The 21,057-nt window shown below is 62.2% G+C and carries 18 protein-coding genes; 8 read left to right on the plus strand and 10 right to left on the minus strand.

Annotated features, from left to right (window positions below; translation table 11 throughout):
• Positions 1-6 precede the first annotated feature (6 nt).
• The 10 genes from virB9 to NLN62_RS49120 all read right to left on the minus strand — a co-directional run bounded on the left by virB9 (position 7) and on the right by NLN62_RS49120 (position 8,123).
• Complete coding sequence (gene virB9, locus NLN62_RS49075; protein WP_254114007.1) at positions 7-858, minus strand: P-type conjugative transfer protein VirB9; 852 nt, start codon at positions 856-858, stop codon at positions 7-9.
• Entirely contained in the window at positions 855-1,526 is a 672-nt protein-coding gene (locus NLN62_RS49080; protein ID WP_254114008.1) for a virB8 family protein, read from the minus strand. The genes virB9 and NLN62_RS49080 overlap by 4 nt, the downstream gene beginning before the upstream one ends.
• 323 nt (positions 1,527-1,849) lie before the next feature.
• Positions 1,850-2,836: a type IV secretion system protein gene (locus NLN62_RS49085; RefSeq protein WP_254114009.1), complete on the minus strand. Its 987-nt coding sequence runs from the start codon at positions 2,834-2,836 to the stop codon at positions 1,850-1,852.
• 11 nt (positions 2,837-2,847) lie between these two features.
• Positions 2,848-3,081 (minus strand): EexN family lipoprotein, encoded by a 234-nt coding sequence (locus NLN62_RS49090; RefSeq protein ID WP_371933160.1) that lies wholly within the window; start codon positions 3,079-3,081, stop codon positions 2,848-2,850.
• Between the two features lie 2 nt (positions 3,082-3,083).
• Positions 3,084-3,815 (minus strand): P-type DNA transfer protein VirB5, encoded by a 732-nt coding sequence (virB5, locus tag NLN62_RS49095; RefSeq protein WP_254114011.1) that lies wholly within the window; start codon positions 3,813-3,815, stop codon positions 3,084-3,086.
• Positions 3,812-6,178, minus strand: a complete 2,367-nt coding sequence (locus tag NLN62_RS49100; RefSeq protein ID WP_254114012.1) for a VirB4 family type IV secretion/conjugal transfer ATPase — start codon at positions 6,176-6,178, stop codon at positions 3,812-3,814. Before NLN62_RS49100 ends, virB5 begins: the two co-directional genes overlap by 4 nt.
• A complete protein-coding gene (locus NLN62_RS49105; RefSeq protein ID WP_254114013.1) occupies positions 6,171-6,509 on the minus strand; it encodes a type IV secretion system protein VirB3 in 339 nt (112 codons plus the stop codon). The genes NLN62_RS49100 and NLN62_RS49105 overlap by 8 nt, the downstream gene beginning before the upstream one ends.
• Positions 6,509-6,805, minus strand: a complete 297-nt coding sequence (locus tag NLN62_RS49110) for a TrbC/VirB2 family protein (RefSeq protein ID WP_254114014.1) — start codon at positions 6,803-6,805, stop codon at positions 6,509-6,511. The genes NLN62_RS49105 and NLN62_RS49110 overlap by 1 nt, the downstream gene beginning before the upstream one ends.
• A 67-nt stretch (positions 6,806-6,872) precedes the next feature.
• Positions 6,873-7,379 (minus strand): type IV secretion protein, encoded by a 507-nt coding sequence (locus tag NLN62_RS49115; RefSeq protein ID WP_254114015.1) that lies wholly within the window; start codon positions 7,377-7,379, stop codon positions 6,873-6,875.
• Positions 7,380-7,487: 108 nt separating this feature from the next.
• Complete coding sequence (locus tag NLN62_RS49120) at positions 7,488-8,123, minus strand: acyl-homoserine-lactone synthase (RefSeq protein WP_254114016.1); 636 nt, start codon at positions 8,121-8,123, stop codon at positions 7,488-7,490.
• A 197-nt stretch (positions 8,124-8,320) separates the two neighbouring features.
• Here NLN62_RS49120 and NLN62_RS49125 point away from each other — a divergent pair, with 197 nt between their 5' ends.
• The 8 genes from NLN62_RS49125 to NLN62_RS49160 all read left to right on the plus strand — a co-directional run bounded on the left by NLN62_RS49125 (position 8,321) and on the right by NLN62_RS49160 (position 21,020).
• The gene (locus tag NLN62_RS49125; RefSeq protein WP_254114017.1) at positions 8,321-9,040 is read left to right on the plus strand and encodes an autoinducer binding domain-containing protein; all 720 of its coding nucleotides are present in this window, start codon (positions 8,321-8,323) and stop codon (positions 9,038-9,040) included.
• A 392-nt stretch (positions 9,041-9,432) separates the two neighbouring features.
• Entirely contained in the window at positions 9,433-10,905 is a 1,473-nt protein-coding gene (locus tag NLN62_RS49130; RefSeq protein WP_254114018.1) for a replicative DNA helicase, read from the plus strand.
• Between the two features lie 391 nt (positions 10,906-11,296).
• Positions 11,297-11,473: a hypothetical protein gene (locus tag NLN62_RS49135; protein ID WP_254114019.1), complete on the plus strand. Its 177-nt coding sequence runs from the start codon at positions 11,297-11,299 to the stop codon at positions 11,471-11,473.
• Positions 11,474-11,676: 203 nt separating this feature from the next.
• Positions 11,677-12,603 carry a DUF3991 and toprim domain-containing protein gene (locus NLN62_RS49140; protein ID WP_254114020.1) on the plus strand — a complete coding sequence of 309 codons (927 nt, stop codon included), beginning with the start codon at positions 11,677-11,679 and terminating at the stop codon, positions 12,601-12,603.
• 288 nt (positions 12,604-12,891) lie between these two features.
• Positions 12,892-13,491, plus strand: a complete 600-nt coding sequence (locus NLN62_RS49145; protein ID WP_254114021.1) for a DUF1419 domain-containing protein — start codon at positions 12,892-12,894, stop codon at positions 13,489-13,491.
• 11 nt (positions 13,492-13,502) lie between these two features.
• Positions 13,503-13,901, plus strand: coding sequence for a DUF3085 domain-containing protein (locus NLN62_RS49150; RefSeq protein WP_254114022.1), 399 nt, complete (start codon positions 13,503-13,505; stop codon positions 13,899-13,901).
• 88 nt (positions 13,902-13,989) lie between these two features.
• A complete protein-coding gene (locus tag NLN62_RS49155; RefSeq protein ID WP_254114023.1) occupies positions 13,990-19,086 on the plus strand; it encodes an Eco57I restriction-modification methylase domain-containing protein in 5,097 nt (1,698 codons plus the stop codon).
• Positions 19,087-19,343: 257 nt separating this feature from the next.
• On the plus strand, positions 19,344-21,020 hold the full coding sequence (locus NLN62_RS49160; RefSeq protein WP_254114024.1) for a ParB/RepB/Spo0J family partition protein: 1,677 nt from the start codon (positions 19,344-19,346) through the stop codon (positions 21,018-21,020).
• Positions 21,021-21,057 lie beyond the last annotated feature (37 nt).

Consider the following 21,057-nt stretch of genomic DNA (forward strand, 5'->3'; position numbering starts at 1 on the left):
GTCGGCCTATCGGGGCTTTACGGTTGGAGCTGACTTCCTGGCGCGCCGCTCGATCGAAGGGCTCGTGGTGTTGGTCCCTGGATTGATTCCGACCGGGTCGAACGCTTCATTGAAGATGCAGAGCACGATGTTGCCCTTGCGCAGCCGAAATTCGCGCGCGGTTGCGTGGACGACCACCAGTTCGCCGCGGACGTCCTTCGGCACCAGGCTTTCCGATCCATCAGAATTGATCAGGTAAATGGCGGGGACTTCGCGGTTGCCCGCAAAGCGAAATGTGGTCTCCTTGCCATCGTCGAAGACGGCTTCGGGCTCGAGATCGACGGACCCCTGTGCCGAGAAGCGCCAGTTTCGCGCACCATAGGCGTGGTGGAGGTCGAAGGTCTGATCGATCAGGGCCCCTTCCCGCTCAGCGCTCCGGGCGGCTGTTTCCGCGCGGCGTCGTTCGACCTCGTCGCCAGGATAGGCGAAGCGGACGACGAAGTAGCTGTCGGCCAGCGTGGTCTCGGCGATGGACAGCTCAAACTGGTAGGAACGCTTGCGTCCGTCCGCGCGCGTGGTGACGACCTGAAGATTGGTCGGCGGATGTTTCTCGCGCGGCTTGAGAAACAGGATGGAGCCGGCCGGCGCAACTTCCCATGCAACTGAATCGCCGATCGCGACATGGGCGACCTCTTCGTCATCGCCGAACATGACCTGGGTCGAGGCGCGGATAACGCCGTTGACACGGACCACATTGGTGGGGTCGTAAGTGACGGTGCGCACCCGGGCGTCATGTTGGCCCGGTGACGGCTGTTGCAGCGCCAGGACCGGGCCTGCAAGTCCAAGTGACAAGACGATCGGAAAGATGAGACGTTTCATGGCACGACCTCCGGATCGGCGCGGTATTCCGAAACCTGAAAGCCGAGGGGATTGACCAGGCGATCGGCGGAGGACATCGGCGCATTTGCATAGGAAAAGGTGAGCGTGGAGACCCAATGGGTGATGCGGGTCTCCTCACCTTTTCGGCTTTCCTTCATGAAACGAACGGAGGCCACATTGTCGGCCAGGAGCGAAATTGCCTTGATCCGAATCGAGGCGACCCCAAACCGTCCTTGGACGACTTGCGGACTCTCCGGGTTTGAGCCCCGGTACCACGCCGCGAAACGGGCCTGCTCGCCCGGCCCAGAGAGCAAAGAGATCGCCCGGAAGTTCGTCTCCGCTTCGGGATAGCTGTAACCCTCGCGCGCGCGGACGTACCGTCCGAGAAAGTATTTGGTGACCGCCTCATCATAGCGCGCCGGCGTCGCGGTCAGCGCCGAAACCGTGTCGATGATGCCGGTGGCATTATCTACCCGGATGACGAAAGGCTCGACCGTCTTCAGTGGCGCCAGCGCTGCGACGGCTCCCACGGAGATGATCGCCAGTGCACAGGCGCCCGCTGCGATGAACCATGCGGTTCGTCGCGAGCGGTGAGCCGACAGCAACAGATCCTGTTCCCATCGACGCGCGTTGTCGAAATACGTCTTTAGGTCATCAGGGCCAACCATCTCACGCCTCCTTGCCGCAAGCGTGGTAGGAGGCGGCGATGTCGACGTGGTTGCCGGTAGCGTGAAGCCGCGTAGACGGCGCTGAAGAATTGGCATCCCCCTTCCGGATGAGTGGGCGGACGCGGCTGGTGGAGCTGCCTGTTCGGGGACCGCCAGCGGCGTTCCACTCTCCCAGTCCCACAGCGAACGATTGAGCGGCCGGCGGACTGAGCCATCGCATGATGGTGGCGCCTTCGACCAGCTTGCGCAGCCGCCAAGCTGGCACGCGATGACGGAAACGATCAGCACCTTGGGCAGCGTGCGTGAGAATGCGCCCTTCCTGTTCATGTGGCCGAGCTCCCCTGCGATCGGGTACGACGGAGGCTGCCGCCCTGGCGGCCTGTTCGCACGGCAGCGAGGCCCCGGCTGGCTGACCAGCGGGCACCTGCATATGCACCGCTGGCCGCGGCCGTGGCATTGGCGATCAGCGGGCTCGTCACCAAGCGGCTGGCGAGCGAAGCACCTCCACCGGCCAGCCCACCCGCGATGATCGGCAGCTGCAGCGATATGTAGCCGGACAATCCCAGCACCGCGCTGATCGCAACGGCGGCCACAACCATCTCGCCGGCTGTTCCCGCATTGTTGCCGAACCGGTCGATGAACCCGGTGACGGTCGTCAGCATGAGACCGACAAGGGCCACCACCAGGACCAACAGGATCACGAAATTTGCCACCTGCCGAAGCCAGGCTTCCGTGAAGGGCCTCGTTGCTTCAAAAAGCGCCATCGCTATGAAGACGGGGCCAAGCGCAATGACAACGCCAAGCCCGACCTTGGCATAAAGCAGGATCGCAAATTGCAGAAAGGAGCCGATCGCCACAAACACCAGAAGAATGGCCGCAACCAGCGCAGGTGCAATGTTAGTCAAGCCCGCCTGTTCGTATATTTTGTTGGCGACGTCGATCCCCTTGGAAAGCAGCTGATCGAATGGCGCCCCGGAATTGGTGTTCAGGCCGGAGCCCGCCAAGGCATTGCCGATCTCCTTCGGAAGGCTGTCGAAGAACAGGGCCGTGACGTATTGCTGGAAGGCGCTCGAATTGGTCGCGAGCAGGACCACAAGCACGATCCGCATGGCCCGCCAGGCGAACTCCATGATCGGCTCGGAGATCGATCCGCGCATGACGGCAAGGCCATAGAGAACGACATAGAGCGTCACGCCAACCCGCAGCGGACCGTCGATATATGACGCCAAATTCGAGACGGATGTCGACACAAAGGTCGTGATCGGTTGCTCGAACTCCCTCAAGAAACTGTCGAAGACATTTATGGCCATCGCGGCGGTCCTTACTTCAGAGCGTCTTTCATCTCTTGGATGGTGATCTTGTTGCGCGCTTCATTCGCGTTGACGCAGGTAGGGGTCTTTCCGAGATCGCCTGGATTGTCGCGGCAGGCCTTCAGCGTGACCGAAAGTTCATTCCGGTGATCCAGGAACCAGCCAGCCGTCTTTGTGTCGGACTTGGCGGTCTCGTCGCAGCCAGACAGAGCAACGGTGATTGCGAATAGGAGAGCTGTTCTCACCCTCATTTCAGCGCCGCCTTGATTTCATCGACAAGCTGTCGCTGCTTCTCGTGCTCGCGCTGTTGATCCATATCCGTGCGCGCCTGCTGGATCATGGCCAGCCCTTGCATCCGCAGCACGTCGTTCTGCAGGAGCGCCTGTTCCGCCTGCAGTCGCGCAGACAGATCGAGAACCTCTTTGACGTCCGTTGCCGAGCTGATACGCGTTCTGAGTTCTTCGAGTGCATCGATGCGCTGGGACGCTGTGTCGTAGACGGCCTGGCCGAGCGAGTGCTTTGCCCCCGTCTGACGGGCGATACGATCGAGCTCGCTCTGGTAATAGGAGTTGCCGCTGTTGCCGGAATAGTAACGGTTCTGCGACAGATAATGGTCGATCGCCTCGGCGAAGTTACCGCTCCCCTGCCCGGAGGTCAGGCGTTCGATGTCGGAGAACTGCTGCGGCAACACTTTGCGAAACTGGGGCGTATTGAGGAGCGCTGCGATGTCGTTGGTATTCGTGAGCTTGTTGAAGCTGTCGTACAGCTGCTTGGCCTGTTTAAGCTGGTCCTGGGCGACCGCGAGCTGGGAGGTCAGGGCATCGACCTGCTTCTTCATCTCCATCAATTGGTCGAGTTGCCGTGCAAAGACACTGGGGTCGAACACGATATCGGCGGCAACAGGAGAGACCATCGAGACCATCGCTGGCCCCAGCAGCGACAGGACGATGGAAGCAGAGAAAGTGCGTTGACGGATCATTTGGCGGTCTTTCGGTGTGCGTGAAATAGCGGCAGCCATTGCGCCGGGTCATCGCCGACTTGGCCGCGAATGTGGTCGAGCAATTCGACGGTCTCGGTGCGTCCCGACAGTACGGCCAGCGCGTCGTCGAAGCCGCGGAGATCAAGCTCAGCCACGACTGAGTTGTGCCCCTGCTTGACCAGAAACCGGTGACTTTCGGGGGAGAGCTCTTCCTTGATCAAACGAAACTCGGTGTCCGTCAGATGAAAGCCGTCGACATAGTCGGAGCGCGTGCCCCGCGCGTTGGGCAGGAAGATCTGGGTCGGGCACTGCTCGACGATGGTGTGCGCGATCGTGGACGCGAGCGCGTCGCGCGGCGATTGCGTGCCGAACACCATCAGCGCATTCTGCTTGCGAATGGTCTTGAGCTTGTTGTTGGCGAGATCCCGGAATGCGTCGTCGCCGAGCGCCTTCCAGAATTCGTCGATGTCGATGATCAGCCGCCGGCCGTCGATCAGCTGCTCGACGCGATGAAACAGATACATCATAAGCGGCGTGCGGACGGTCGGATGGTCTAGGAGACTGGTCATGTCAAAGCCAATGGATCGCGCGTCCAGTTGGATCTCGTCGTGCTCGCTGTCGAGCACCCAGCCGAACGGTGCGCCCCTGCACCATTGCTCCAGCCGGGAGCCGATGCCCTCGCGATCCTGTTGGCCCAGAAACGTGCGCAGGGCTCCAAACGAACGTTCAGTCCGGCGCAGCTGACCCAGAGCGCGCAAGCCTGAGTCGATCCGCTCTCCTTCGGTCACGGAGAGTGGACGATTACCCGGCGTGACGAGTTGCCGAACGAGCCCACCAAGAAAGGACAGGTTCGCCGGCGTGAGCTCCATTGCCTTGAGCGGAGCGCAGCCGGTCGGAGTTCCGTTTTGGAGTGTCAGATACGTTCCGCCGGCAGCCCGGACAAAAATCTCGGCCCCCCGATCCTTGTCGAAAAAGACGTAAGTTGCGCCGAGCCGTTCGGCCTGTGAGAGCAGGAAGTTCTGGACGACAGTCTTGCCCGAGCCGGACGGGCCGCAGACGAATGTGTTGCCGAGGTCGCCGTGATGGAATGAAAAATAGAATGGCGATCCCGACGCGGTCTTGAGCATCGCAACCGCCGGTCCCCAGTGATTGCCCGTCGGCTTGCCAATAGGATAGGTATGAAACGGGCAGAACGCCGCGAAATTGCGCGAGCTGATGGCGCCGGAGCGCGCCCGGTACTTGAACAGGCCCGGAAGTTGGGCCCAATAGGCCGCCTCGAGACCCAGATCCTCCCGGGCGACAACAGCGCCTGCATCGGCTAGTGCGCGGCGGGCGATACTCATCTGGTTCTGCAGCTGCGAAGGCGTGTCGGCGTAGATCAGCAGCGACAGATGATGGTCGCCGAACACAAATCGATTGGATTCCAGATCGTCGAGCGCGTCGGACAGTTCATCGATCTGCGAGGCCGCCGGATCCTGCGCGGACACCAGCTGGTTCTGCTTCCGCGTCAATACCGTCTTGGCGTCGGCCTTCGACAGGAATGCGAAGGACTGCGTGAGGATGAGTTCGAACGGGGCGGACAACAGCGTACTGAGCAAGCCGGGCCGCGTGGACGCCGGATATTCCTTGAGTCCGAACATGCCGGCAAAGCGCGATCCGCCTGCGCCTCGGATCTCGAGGGATTCGCGACCGAAGATGATGCGATTTGAATAGAGCGCCGGTCCAATCGGTCCCTGCGGCAAAGGCATCGGTATCCACTCGCTCGATGCGATGCCGTGGAGGAGCTCCATCGGTTCCGAGAAGACAACGCCGTCGCGTTCGATCAGTCCAGGCACACGACTGCCGTAGCGTTCGAGCGCCGCGACGATATCGCGCGTCGCATCGTTCAATCGCTTCAGAGCATCATGATCGACTTCGATGGTCCTCGTGGTGCGTCGGCCGAGACGCTTGAAGAACTCGGTCGCGACATCCGTTGTCCCGCGCCCGGGATGAAATACCAGCGTCAAGTAGAGATCGTTGCGGAACAGCGCTTCTGTCTGAAGCCGATCGCGGTATTCGGCGTTAAGATCAGCGGCGAAGGGCGAGCGGAAGACGCCTTCCGGGTAGATCGCCGTGCGCCGGCGCACCAGATGGGTCCACAGTGCCAACCGAGGGTCGGCAATGTTGCGTAGTGTCAGGTTTAGCTTGGCATGCAGGTCGTTGAGATCGCCTGTCTCGGCTGTCTCGAACGAGATGCCGTCGATCCGAATCACTGTCAGCAGTGCCCGGGTCGTGAGGCTGATGACGCTATCCGTCACATGGCGACCGAAGGGCAAGTAAGTGCTGGGCTCGACCTCCCGGACTTTCACGGCTGACTTACGCATAGCCGAGGTCCGTCGCCTGATGCCGGCGGGTGAGCCTCAGCGGCGTGCAGGATGATCCGCCCCAGAGTCGAGAGTTCCGGGCGCGGCCGCGTGTCTCCAGCCAGGCAAGCAGAATTCTGAACATGTTGGGGTCACGCTGGCAGATGATCCGGCAGAGCCCATGGATCGGGAGCGCGATCAGGGCGTAGACGATACTTCCGGCGGCGAGAAACAGGATGCAGGAAAACATGACGTTGAACGCCATGGCTTCCACCGTCACCCCCGCGATCATGGCGGGCCGCGTGCAGGCGAGGAACAAAGTGTCTTCTGTCGGACGTGCGGCCCCGAGCATCAGTGACCACCGGTCAAGGTCGAGACCACCTCGGAGGCGCCGAAGGTGATGGCGACGCCGAGCACGACGTATGCGGCCTTGCGTAGATCGAGGTAGCCAAACATCCAGGCGATGCCGACGATGATCACGGCCAGCGTGGCCAGCAGTCGCGCCACATTGCCGGTGAGCATGTTGACGATGTTTTGCAGTACCCCTTCAATGTTCGCCGTCTGCGCCATCGCGGGTTCAACGAGGGCGATACTGAGGACGGCGGCGATAGCCAGCAGGGCGCCGGCGTCCTTAAGACGAGAAATCATGACATGGGTCTCCAGTTGCCGTGTTGGTGAGAAGGCTGGAATCGGCGGTGCGGGTTGAGCAGTAAGTTCAGCGCGTGTAGACCAGCGTAGATGCGCCGAGCCCCGCACGATAGACGTCCCACTGCGGCGCGGTGCTGGGTTGCGCGGGGATGTCCCTTGTTCCCGTGTCAGCATCCGGAGAGGCGCTGATGCTGGTCGACGTGGCCGCTTTCATCGAGGGCTGCGATGTGGCGGTCGCAGCGGCTGTGAAGCTGGCTATGACGCTGGCGACTGCCTGGTCGTGATTGGATTTCGAGGTTTCGGCTGCTCGCAATCGCGCCTCGAACAATCTGCTCAATCCCGCGATGTGCTTACACGCATCAAACGTCGTGGCCACGGTGAGGCCCGCTTTCTGCATGTCCCTGGCATCGAGCTGGGCGAGGCCGGTTCGAGTAGCTTGGCCACTCGACATGGCTTCTGTCGCAAGTTCGATGGCCTCGTTGCGGTCGGACGCCTGAATTGGGACCGGTCGGGGATGGACAATGGTGATGAGCAGCGGTTCAAAGGCGCTCGCTCTCTCTACGATCGTGGTCAACGGCCGAACGAGGGCTGCCGTTGGAACGCACCGCTCGATTATTGCCGCGAAAGCTGTCGGATCCATTCTGGAACCTCTTGAGGGGCATCGGAGAAGAAGACGCGACAGCTATGCTGCGAGCGCGACGTTCGATGGTGTGATGATCGCACGCTCGTTGATCTTCCCGGTTTCTTGAACCGCCCGAAGTGCAGCTTCGGTGACAGGCAACAGTCCGGCGACAGCCTTGGTGCTGCCGATTTGCTGGGGAGAGCCGAGACGATCCAAATGCCACCCTGCTCGCCGCAGGATGCGTTCCATGCGCAAGTCGGTAACGGTTGCGATTGCTCGGAGATCGTGCTGTAGCCCCCACTCGATCATGGCAGCGAACAGCAGAAACGTTGCGCTCCTCAGGCCATTCGTAGTTGGACTTTCCAAAGACTGGGTATCGACGCAGAATCTGGAGCTCTCCCAGATCGTGGGGCTATTCGGTGCGTGCCGGACATCCAGCAGAACTGGAAACGTATTTGCCAGCATGTTGCGTCCGGTGGTCGGCAGGAGGCGGACACAGCCGACGACACTCCGTTGATCGACGACTAACAAATATGTGGGTGCCAGAGCGTCGTACTGATCGATTTCGAGTCCGTTCGAAACTGACACGTCCCAATCCAAACGCTCGCTGAAAACGCGCCGACGGAGGCGGTGCATTCCGAACGTCAAATCAGAATGATTCCAAAGTGCAGAGTGCGAAAGCGCGACAACTTTCATTTTGGTTCCCCAAGCTACGAATCATTAACTTGGAGACCAAGAAAGCAGCGCCGATCACGATGTTGATCTGTCAGTTCTGACAGGCAGGTTTAATTGCGCGCTCGCCCAAAAGCTGCCGCAACGTCAGAATACGTGTGCTGCACGCAGCGCGTGTATCCATAACGCTGCATCGACAAAAGAAACAAAAAAGGGGCGCGATGAATAATGTCGATAGAGCGTACAATGAGTTCTTGGAATGCCTTCACACGGCTATCACGGAGGACGATTTTCGGCGTGTGGCGGAGCGGGTGGCCCATTCGTTAGGGTTCCGCTGGTTTGCCTATTTCGGACGCCAACCGCACGGAGTTAATCTGATCTCGTCCTATCCGAAGCGCTGGACGGACCATTATTTCGAAGAAGGGTACGATCAGATTGACCCAGTGCTTCGAAAGCCGCGTCTCGCAAACCCGATTACCTTGTGGGATGGCCGAGATCCGCGAAGTGCGAACTCGCCGAAGGAGCGTCGCATGTTTGACGATGCGTTGAGCTTCAGAATCAGAACAGGGCTAACGATTCGGATTCCGGCAGGCCAGAACCAGTTCGCCGCATTCACATTGGCGGTAGATGATCGCAGTCTTGGGCTCGACCGCTTCATGGAGTCCGCTCGGGATCTCCTCCAAATGGTGGGGATCAACTATCATGCGCATGTTACTGCCAAGATTGACCCGCTTGCCGCCGAGAGAGTGATTCCGCTGACACAGCGCGAGCGTCAATGTCTTGCTTGGACATCTCATGGAAAAACCATGCAGGATATTGCCGAGATGCTCAAGTTGTCGCCCCGTGGCGTGAAATTTCACCTGGACAATGCCAGACAGAATCTTTCTGCGCTAACTCTTCCGCATGCGGTGGCGCTCGCTCTCCGGCAAGGGCTGCTCTGAGAGTCCCGGACGAGCCTATATGGTCCGGACCGGACAGCGAGACAGGGTGGCTTGACGTCAGATCAAGATGGGAATTTGTGAGGGCGTCGCCCTTGCGGGCCGGGCTGTCGGCTTCGCGGAAGCCCGCAAGGCGGTCTTCCCCTCGCGGGCGTCCAGCCCTGACGCAAGAAAGGCCGGTGGAGATAGGCCGCGGTCTGATTCGAAGATCAACTGGCTTCGCCGGCGAAGGGGAGGCCCCTGCCGTGTCAAATGGCGCGGTTAGCTCTTGGATATATCCCCATTCGCATTAACCTTTGGTTTGGGTGAGCCGATTCGTTGGCTGTCCCTCGCACGGTAATTCGTTGTTCGTAGATCCTGCACACTTCAGCTTTGGTGCCTGTGGACGGACAGACGTGGCAGAAGCAGCATTAAAACTGTCGGGCTTGGAAGTCCCAACCGCGCGAGAGCTTCCTCAGAATATCGAAGCTGAACAAGCGCTGCTTGGGGCAATCCTCATCAATAACGACGCCTTTGACTGCGTCGCCGAGTTTTTGAAGCCGAACCATTTTTTCGAGCCTCTACACGGCCACCTCTTCGAAGTCATGGGCAACTTGGTTCGCTCGAACAAGATTGCCAACCCGATCACCCTGAAGACCTTCTTTCCGGTTGCTATGGATATTGCCGGCTTCTCTGCCGGGCAATATCTCGCTCGCCTGGCTGCGGAGGCGACGACCATTGTCAATGCGCCCGACTATGGTCGCACCATCTATGATCTCGCGGTTCGTCGCGAGTTGATCAAGGTCGCCGAGGACATGCTCAGCGCCGCATTCGATGCCGCGGTTGATTGCTCGTCACAAGATCAGATCCAGCAGGCCGAGCAACTTCTGTATGAAATTGCCGAAACGGGACGATACGGTGGGGGCTTTGAGACCTTCGATGCTGCCCTCGACAACGCCGTTGAGCGAGCCGCACAGGCCTATCAGTCCGATGGCAAGCTCTCCGGACTCCCGACCGGGCTCTTGGATCTTGACGCCAGAATGGGCGGCCTGCAGCCGACCGATCTGATCGTCATTGCCGGCCGACCCGGCATGGGGAAGACATCATTAGCCACCAACATCGCGTTCAATGTCGCAAGCGCCTACGATCCTGCGCAGCATCTTGGCGATGTGTCCGGGCCCGCAACTGGAGGCATCGTGGCCTTCTTCTCCCTCGAGATGTCGTCAGAGCAGCTTGCGACCCGCGTGCTCTCGGAGCAGGCGGAGGTGCCCTCTTCCAGCATGAGGCGCGGCGACATCGGCGAAGGTGAATTTGGCAAGCTTCTTGAGTACCGGCAAAGAATGCGACGTCTGCCGCTGTTCATCGACCAGACTGGTGCGATCTCCATTGCCCAACTCGCGGCGCGCGCACGTCGCTTGAAGCGGCGGCGAGGCCTGCACCTGATCATCGTCGACTATATTCAGCTCATGCAAGGGAGATCACAGCGCGCCGCACAGAACCGCGTGCAGGAGATCACTGAAATTACGACAGGTCTGAAGGCCCTGGCCAAAGAACTCAACGTCCCGGTCATTGCGCTATCTCAGCTCTCACGCGGGGTTGAAAACCGGGAGGAAAAACGCCCGCAACTTTCCGATCTTCGTGAATCCGGTTCAATTGAACAGGATGCCGACGTCGTGATGTTTGTGTATCGCGAAGAGTATTATCTCAGGAACAAAGAGCCGAAGCCGGGTACGGAAGAGCATGCAACCTGGGAACGTGAAATACAGGACGCGCGCGGCAAGGCTGAGGTGATCATCGCGAAGCAGCGGCATGGTCCGACGGGTACGGTTGCGATGAGCTTTCAGGGCGAGTTTACCCGCTTCTTCGATCTGGCGCGACAAAGCGACTAGCCAGTCCTCACGGCTCCGAATTCTGGTTCGTGCTCACCGAGCAACATTACCGACCCCTGCCGGCAGAACGTCGATCCCGCCAGCCGCACCTTGGTTTGCCCCCTCTCCACTAGCCCGCATCAACACTGATCTTTCGGCTCAATGCTCAAGGGTGTCCCGCATCCATCGGGAAGACTCTGATGTCCGGCATCTCGCTTCCGGAGGAGGACCACCCCGCTCTCGAATGGGCTTTCCTTGGTCCGGGTGCGGCCTTCTACGATCAACCCGCGAGGGGTTCGCTACGCAAACGTGCGACCTCTTCGGCTCCGCCTACGAGGTGACCGCGGCCGCTCCCGAACACATCGGCGCCTGTCGAGCGGGGATGGTCCCCGCCCCAAACGGGAGCCGCACAATGTCGCAGAATCTCACCCTCGCTCAGGATCACGCTTTCGATCTCGCCCGCAGCCTGATGGTCCCAGTTGTTCTCTTCCAGGTCGACGACGAATTCGGCGTCATGGTTTCCAGCGAATACGACGGCGAAGAGGATGCCATCGTGCACGAGTACGACCCTTGGTCCCCGGCTCATTGAGCCGGGTAACCGGCGTGCCGCTGGCGCCATGCCGGCGGCAAGGGAGGCTTCGCCGCGGCCTAACCTGCCACATTGGACAGCTGGTCAACGCGCCCTTGCCTCCGGCAAGGCTCCGCGGCCGGCCAGTTCCGTTCCGAAATTTGCGGATCAGAAAAATTGAAGAAGGGACCGGGTGATGCGTTGAGCGCGCTCGGAGCGAAAACATGGAAAAGAAGGACATTGAAGAGTTGCGCAGCAAGGTGGCTTGCGCCGCCGTGCTCGAGAACGAGGGTTGGAAAATCGACTTGAAGGAGAGTACCCGGCGGGCGCTCAAATACCGGAGCGGTGCCAACATCATCATCGTCATCCACGAAGGACGCGGCTGGTTCGATCCGTTGTCGCCTGCCAAAGGGGATGTCTTCGATCTAGCAAAGCACCTTGGCGCGAGCGGATTCCCTGAAGCATGCGATCACGTCGCTGCGCTTGTCGGCTTCGTTGTGACCGCGCCGGTCTGGAAGCGAGCATCCGAACCGGCGGCGACGGCATCCATCGTCAGCCGATGGGCCCGCCGGCGACCGCCAAGGCCTGGCTCGGCGACCTGGAACTATCTCGCCGAGCGGCGCGGCATTCCCGACACCATTGTCGCCGCCGCGGTTTCTCAAGGCCGGCTGCGGGAGGGCCCGCAAGGTAGCATGTGGGCGGCACATGATGATCTTGCCGGCCACATCATTGGTTGGGAAGAGCGTGGTCCGCACTGGCGCGCTTTCGCCACCGCCGGGACCAAAGAACTTTTTCGTTTCGGGCCGACGGGCGCTGAGCGGATTTGCATCACCGAAGCTGCGATCGATGCCATGAGCCTGGCTGCGATCGAAGTGCAGCGCTCCCACACGCTGTATGTCAGCACTGGTGGTGGCTGGTCGCCGGCCACGGAGCAAGCTATCCGCAGTTTGGCTGAGCGCGCGAACGTTCGGTTTGTGGCTGCGACCGATAACAATCGGCAAGGTGACGACTACGCCGAGCGTATTCTCAGAATTGCCGGCGAAACTGGCATTGAATGTACGCGGTCACGACCGCAAGCCACTGACTGGAACGAAGATCTAAGAGGTCTGCTTGGCGGACCGGTTGAGGCGCTGTTCGCCGCCAATCAATGATCAACATGATGTCCGGGAGAAGTCGGTCACCGGGGGGGCCTGCGAGGCTGAGCAAGCGGATGAGATTCCGAGCGGAATAGACAGGAAGAGCGCGAAAGGAAAACGGGAAATGAGGAACGACGTGCCGCATGCCCGGCCGGCGCGTCAAGGGAGGCTTCGCCCGCTACGCGGCCCTTGACCCTCCGGACCGGAGAGGCGGCCGCGAAGAAGGGGTCAAGAGCTGAAGAAGATGGCGAACCGAAGGGGTGAGCCGCGCTTCAGTCCGACGAGGCTGAAAGGAGCCCTTCCATGATCCCCTCTCCGATCCGCAAGGTCTATCAAGGCATCGCCGACCGCCGGCAGATGTTCCGGATGTTCGATCGACATTCGCAGAGGCCGAACCACCCCGAAGTCGATGCGACCGCGCTCTATTCGGGCGAATGGTTTGAGATTGGCCAAGTCGAATACGACTACATGCTCGAGATCCTGCCACCACTTTGGATGCGCAGTGGGATGTTCGCGATGCGCGAATTCCTCACGGGCAGCATCACAAGCATCTTTCTCACGCTGACGATCGACGGCCGAACCCGCTACTTCCACGGTTACTGCGACCTGTCGGATTGCTCCTCACCCGACCGGATGTGCACCGCCATCGTCGAGCGGGAATCGCGACCCGTGAAGGCGATGACGCGCGAAGAGCGGCTCGAGCACATCTGGTCGAACACGCACGACGACTATCGCGGCTACGCTGGCGAGCGGGAGCCTGAGCATCTGCGCGGCTCGCGCACGGTGCTGTTCTTTGGTGGCCAGCGCGGCAAGGTACTGAAGCTGCTCGACCAACTTACAGATGCGGAGGTCGCCGCGAAACTGCCGGTGCACCTGCGCTACCTGCCCGCGATCGCGGCGTGAGGGAGAGCGCAATGTTCACATTCCCCATCCCCGCCGTCCGCAGGGTTATCGAACGCGGAAAGTCCGACGCCGCCGCCAACGGCGGGTTCCGCAATCCCTATTACGGCCAAAAACCAGGTGAGGGCGAGAAGCCCGGCCTCTGGCTTGTGGGCGACAACGGCGGTTACATCATGTCGAACGGCAAGCTCGGTGACGGCGATCGGCCGCTCGTTGTCTATTCCGAAGAATGCCATCCGGTCGGCAATCCGGACTGGTTCGATTACAAGCGACGCCATTTCGGCGGCGATGACAGCATCGAGTTCATCGAGGCAGAGCGGTTCATCCCGCTCATCAATCGTGATTTTCGATACACCCATCTGCGGGTGCAGCTGAGCGAGACAGACATCTCGCTGTCGCTCATCGTGCGCTAGCGCATCCCATCCCTATCCACCGTGACCACCCGCCCCCCGCCGAGGCAGCGGACGACGGCACGTGCCCTTATCTCAAGGACAATTTCCAATGGCTCAAGACGATCCCTTCACCCTCGACCTCTTCAGCAATTCCGCCCTTTCCTCTGGCCTCGGCGTCACCGCCTTCGCCGTCGGCATCATCGACGACCCGGACGACGGCGAGAATCCCGATCCGTCGACGCCGGCTCCGGCGCTTCCGGTCGCGGCGGTCACACGCTCTGCTTCATCCGCTCCGCGAGCGCGCGGGACGAACTTCCATCTCGCGCGTGAGCGCGCCCTGGGCAAGGGATGGAAGGACCGCGCACGCGACAACATCGTGGCGATCCGGCTCGCCGCGGCGATCGAGGCCGATGGGCGTGCGGCGACTGTCGAAGAGCAGGAGCAACTGATCCGCTTCATCGGATTCGGAGCCACCGATCTTGCCAACTTCGTATTCCGGCGCCCGGGCGAGGCGGAATTCCGCAAGGGTTGGGAGGCGATTGGAGCCGAGCTGGAGGATGCCGTCGGCGATCTCGACCACGCTTCGCTGGCGCGCTGCACCCAGTATGCGCACTTCACGCCCGAGTTCATCGTCCGCGCGATCTGGGCAGGCCTGCGGCGCCTCGGCTGGCGCGGCGGCCGCGTGCTCGAGCCCGGCATTGGCACCGGGCTGTTTCCCGCACTCATGCCGGAAGGACTTCGGGAGGTCTCGCACGTCACCGGTATCGAGCTGGATCCCGTTACGGCGCGCATCGCGCGCCTGTTGCAGCCGCGGGCGCGGATCGTGACGGGAGACTTCGCGCGCACCGAATTGCCTGGGAACTTCGATCTCGCCATCGGCAATCCGCCGTTCTCTGACCGCACCGTGCGTTCCGACCGTGCATATCGGTCTATGGGCCTGCGGTTGCACGATTATTTCATTGCGCGTGCGATCGACCTTCTGAAGCCGGGGGCGCTGGCCGCCTTCGTCACCAGCTCGGGCACGATGGACAAGGCGGATGCATCGGCGCGCGAGCACATCACGAAGTCGGCCGACCTGATTGCGGCGATCCGGCTGCCCGAGGGGAGTTTTCGCGCCAGCTCCGGTACCGACGTCGTCGTCGACATCCTGTTCTTCCGCAAGCGCAAGATCAGCGACCCGGAAGGCAATCTGTCGTGGCTCGATGTCGACGAGGTGCGGCCGGCAACAGAAGACGAAGGCGCGATCCGCGTGAACCGTTGGTTCGCGAAGCAACCGGAATTCGTGCTTGGCACGCACACCCTCGCCTCCGGTCCCTTCGGCGAGGTCTATACATGCCTGCCGCACGAGGACGAGGATCTCGAAGCGGTGCTGGCGGCCGTAGTCGGTCTCCTTCCCGAAGACCGCTACGACGGCGAGCCCGATGAGATCGAGCTCTATCTGGAGGATGCGGATGATCAGAGCGTCCTAGATCTGCCGTCCGATCGGCATGTGCGCGAGGGCAGTTACTTCTTCGATAAGGCACACGGCCTGATGCAGGTCCTCGACGGCCAGCCCACCGCCGTGAAGGCCCGTAGGGGCCGCAGCGCCGATGGCGTTCCGGAAAAGCACGTCCGGATCATCAGGAAGCTGATCCCTATCCGCGATGCGGTGCGTGAGGTGTTGAAGGCGCAGGAGCTCGACCAGCCATGGAAAGACGCGCAGGTCAGACTGCGCGTCGCCTGGTCGAACTTCGTCCGCGACTTCGGCCCGATTAACTTCACAACCGTCTCAATGACGGAAGACGAGGAGACCGCTGAGGTGCGCGAGACGCATCGCCGGCCGAATATCCAGCCTTTCCTCGATGACCCCGACTGCTGGCTCGTCGCCTCGATCGAGGACTACGACCTCGAGACCAACACTGCGAAGCCCGGTCCGATCTTCACCGAGCGGGTGATCGCGCCGCCGGCTGCGCCCGTCATCGGCAGCGCGGCCGATGCGCTGGCCGTCGTGCTCAACGAACGCGGGCATGTCGACATCGACCACGTCGCCGAGCTGCTGCACCGCGAATGCGACGGCGTCATCGCCGAACTCGGCAGCGCCGTCTTCCGCGATCCTGCGGACGGCTCGTGGCAGACGGCCGACTCCTACCTCTCCGGTCCCGTCCGTGACAAGCTGAGGGCTGCGGAGGCCGCGGCTGCGCTCGATCCGTCCTACGACCGCAATGTCACGGCGCTGCAAGCCGTGCAACCTGCCGACCTCAAACCCTCCGACATCACGGCGCGTCTCGGCGCGCCCTGGATTCCGGCCACTGACATCGTCGCCTTCGTCAAGGAGACGATGGACGCCGAGATCAGGATCCATCACATGCCGGAACTGGCGTCGTGGACCGTGGAAGCCCGGCAGCTCCGATGGATGGCCGCCGGCACGTCGGAATGGGGAACGGACCGCCGGCACGCCGGCGAGCTGCTCGCCGATGCGCTGAACAGCCGCGTGCCGCAGATCTTCGACACGATTAAAGACGGCGACAGCGAGCGGCGCGTGCTCAACGTCGTCGACACGGAAGCAGCAAAGACTAAGCTGCAGAAGATCAAGGATGCCTTCCAGCGCTGGATCTGGGTCGACCCCGATCGCACCGACCGGCTGGCGCGCGTCTACAACGACCGCTTCAACAACATCGCGCCCAGAGCATTCGACGGCTCGCACCTGAAGTTACCCGGCGCCTCTGGCGCCTTTGTTCTTTATGGGCACCAGAAGCGCGGCATCTGGCGCATCATCGCCGCGGGCTCGACCTATCTCGCCCACGCCGTCGGCGCCGGCAAGACTATGACGATGGCCGCCGCAGTCATGGAGCAGCGCAGGCTCGGCCTCGTCGCCAAGGCGATGCTCGTCGTGCCCGGCCACTGCCTGGCGCAGGCCGCCCGCGAGTTCCTTGCACTCTACCCGAACGCGCGCATCCTGGTCGCCGACGAAACCAACTTCACCAAGGACAAGCGGCACCGCTTCCTGTCGCGCGCCGCGACAGCGACCTGGGACGCGATTATCATCACCCATTCGGCGTTCCGCTTCATCAGCGTGCCCTCGGCCTTCGAGCAGCAGATGATCCAGGACGAACTCGAGCTCTACGAGCAGCTCCTGATGAAGGTGGACAGCGACGACCGCGTTTCGCGCAAGCGCCTCGAGCGCTTGAAGGAGGGCTTGCAGGAACGGCTAGAATCGCTGGCAACCCGCAAGGACGACCTTCTGACCATCTCCGAGATCGGCGTCGACCAGATCATCGTCGACGAGGCGCAAGAATTCAGGAAGCTCTCCTTCGCCACCAATATGTCGACGCTGAAGGGCGTCGACCCCAACGGTTCGCAGCGCGCCTGGGATCTCTACGTCAAGTCGCGCTTCATCGAGACGAAGAACCCGGGTCGTGCGATGGTGCTCGCTTCCGGTACGCCGATCACCAACACGCTCGGCGAGATGTTTTCGGTGCAGCGCTATCTCGGACATGCCGCGCTATCGGAGCGCGGGCTGCATGAGTTCGACGCCTGGGCGAGCACGTTCGGCGATGTTACGACCGAACTCGAGCTCCAGCCCTCGGGCAAATACAAGCCGGTCACGCGGTTCGCCACCTTCGTTAACGTGCCGGAGCTGATCGCCATGTTCCGCTCCTTCGCGGACGTTGTGATGCCTGAGGACCTGCGCCAGTACGTGAAAGTGCCAGTCATATCGACCGGAAAGCGGCAGATCCTGACCGCGAAGCCGTCGCTGGCATTCAAGCGCTACCAGACCCTGCTCGGTGAGCGCATCAAGGCGATCGAGGAGCGCGACCGCGCACCCGAGCCCGGCGACGACATCCTGCTGTCGGTCATTACCGACGGCCGCCACGCGGCCATCGACCTGCGCCTGGTGGACCCGGACAACGACAATGAAGCCGACAACAAGCTGAACCTGCTGGTCGGCAACGCCTTCCGCATCTGGAGCGAGACGGCCGCGAACAACTACGTGCGCACGGACGGAAAACCCTTCGAGTTGGCCGGCGCGGCGCAGATGATCTTCTCCGACCTCGGCACGATCAGCGTCGAGAAGAGCCGCGGCTTCTCCGCCTATCGCTGGATCCGCGATGAGCTCGTCCGCATGGGCGTGCCGGCGGCCGAAATCGCCTTCATGCAAGACTACAAGAAGTCCGAGGCGAAGCAGCGGCTGTTCGGCGATGTGCGCGCCGGCAAAGTCCGCTTCCTGATCGGGTCCTCCGACACGATGGGGACCGGCGTCAACGCCCAGCTTCGCCTGAAGGCTCTTCACCACCTCGACGTCCCCTGGCTGCCGTCGCAGATCGAGCAGCGCGAGGGCCGCATCGTGCGGCAAGGTAACCAGCATGATGAGGTCGATATCTTCGCCTACGCGACCGAAGGCAGCCTCGATGCGCAGATGTGGCAGAACAACGAGCGCAAGGCCCGCTTCATCGCTGCCGCGCTGTCCGGTGACACCTCGATCCGCCGGCTGGAGGACATGGGTGAAAGCCAGGCCAACCAGTTCGCCATGGCGAAGGCGATTGCCTCGGGCGACCCGCGCCTGATGCAGAAGGCTGGCCTCGAGGCCGACATCGCGCGGCTCGAACGTCTGCGGGCCGCGCACATCGACGACCAGCATGCGGTGCGGCGCCAGATGCGCGATGCCGAGCGCGACATCCAGCTCTCAGCCCGCCGGATCAGCGAGATCGGGCAGGACATCGAGCGCCTCACACCGACCGCTGGCGGTGCGTTCAGCATGTCCGTGACTGGAGCGCCGTATATGGAACGCAAGCTCGCTGGACGCGCATTGATGAAGGAAATCCTGACGCTGGTCCAGCTTCAGCAGGAAGGCGAGACCGTTATCGCTTCGATCGGCGGGTTCGACGTTGCGTACAGCGGAGAGCGCGTCGGCCGCGACGGCTATCGCTACACCACGATGCTCCTGCGAACCGGTGCTGAGTACGAGACCGAGTTGCCGATGACCGCGACGCCGCTCGGTGCGGTCGCCCGCCTCGAGCACGCGCTGAGCGACTTCGAGGGTGGGCGGGAGCGCTACCGCCAGCGTTTGGCGGATGCCCGCCGACGGCTTGCCTCCTACCAGTCCCGCGACGGCGGGGACTTCGCCTTCACGGGCGAGCTTTCCGAAAAGCGCCAGCAGCTCGCTGAGGTGGATACAGCCTTGGCGGAGGACGGCGATAGCGCTGGCCAGCTGGCTGCGGCCGCCTAAATGAAAGAAAGGGAAGAGGGGAAGGGAATAGGCCCGTTCGCAGATCGAGCGGGCCGCCGACGCTCGCGCTCAACCGCCGCCTGCGCGATCCCAGCCCGTCATCCTGCGCAGGGCTTCGGCCCTGCTGGTGCTGCCGGGCAGGGATGCTCGGCCGCGGTTGCGCCGGCCCGCCCCGCTCCGCGGGCCGGGGGATGTCTTCGGGAAGAAGACGAGAGAGGGCCGGCAGCGCCGGTCCGCAACCCCAAAGGAGCGTTCCCATGCAACTCATCAAGGTCGACCCGCGCGCGCTAAAGGAGAATCCGGACCGCATGCGCCAGACCAAGTCGACGCCGCAAGCCGACGCGCTGCTGCTCGCCACGATCAAGGCCGTCGGCATCGTGCAGCCGCCCGTTATCACGCCGGAAATCGGCAGCGGAAACGGCTACTTGATCAATGCAGGCCACCGCCGTGTGAAGCAGGCGATCGCCGCCGGCCTCGAAGAGATCGACGTGCTCGTCGACGAGGCCGCGAACGACAACGGCGCCATGCGCTCGATGGTCGAGAACATCGCCCGTGAGGCGCTGAATCCGGTCGACCAGTGGCGCGCAATCGAGCGTCTGGTCGCGCTCGCCTGGACAGAGGAGGCGATCGGCGTTGCGCTCGCGCTGCCGGTGCGTCAAATCAGGAAACTGCGGTTGCTGGCCAACGTGCTGCCGGCGATGCTCGATCACATGGCCAAGGGCGACATGCCCGACGAGCGGCAGCTCCGCACGATCGCTGCCGCATCGCTCGATGAGCAGAAGGAGGTCTGGAAGAAGCACAAGCCGTCGAAGGCCGATCCGCAGGTCTCGTGGTGGAGTGTCGCTCAAGCGTTGCAGAAGACCCGGATGTTTGCTCGGCACGCCAGCTTCGGCGACGACCTGGCGCAGGCCTACGGCATTCATTGGGTCGAGGATCTCTTCGCGCCCGCCGACGAGGACAGCCGCTACACCACGGACGTGGAGGCTTTCCTCGGCGCGCAGCAGGAGTGGATGACGGCCAATCTGCCGAAGAAAGGCATCATCGCCGAGACCACCAACTACGGCGAGGTGAAGCTGCCGCCGAAGGCCGAGCGCGTCCATGGCAAGCCGGTGAAGTCCGACTGTGCGGCGATGTATATTGACCGCGACGGCCGCGTGCAGACAGTGCACTATCGCATGCCGGCGCCGAAGAAGCTCAAGGGCAACGGTGTGACTGGTTCGGACACCGCTCCGGACGACGTAGGCGAGATCTCCAAGCCCCGTCCTGACGTGACGCGCAAGGGCGTCGAGATGATCGGCGACTACCGCACCGACGCGCTGCGCGAAGCGATCGGCCGCGCGCCGATCGAGGACGACACGCTGATGGCGCTTCTGGTCCTCGCCTTCGCGGGCCAGAACGTCTCCGTGACGACGGGAGGCGGTGGAACCTATTACGGCCACAGCCGCCTGGCGAAGAACGTAGCTGTGCTGTTCGACGCTGATGGCAAGCTCGCGTTCGACATGGATACGCTTCGTGTCGCGGCGCGCAACATGTTGGTCGATGTCTTCTCTTGCCGGGAGAACGGCACCAATAGCGGCATCGTCGCCCGGATCGCCGGCGCAGTGGTAGGCGCGGATAGCTTTCTTCCGCACATGGGCACGGAGGACTTCCTCTCCTGCCTGTCGCGCCCAGCCCTCGAGGCATCGTGCAAGGACACCCCTGTCCTGCCGCGCCAGCGCGTGAAGGACACGCGTGCCGCGCTCGTCGAGCACTTCAAGGAGGGACACTTCGTCCATTCCTCCGCGCGCTTTGCGCCGGACGCCACGAAGCTTTCGCAGTGGTTGTCGTCGAGCGCGACGACGGCAGATGACGACGGGGCTGAAGAGGAGACAGCCGGCATCGGCGATGAGCTCTCTGACGAAGTAGCCGAGGCATTCAGGGAGGCGGCCGAATAGCTCCACGCGTCTTTTTTCCGAACGGTCCGCCGCCGCC

It is taken from the genome of Bradyrhizobium sp. CCGUVB23 (genome assembly GCF_024199885.1).
Classification (GTDB): Bacteria; Pseudomonadota; Alphaproteobacteria; order Rhizobiales; family Xanthobacteraceae; genus Bradyrhizobium.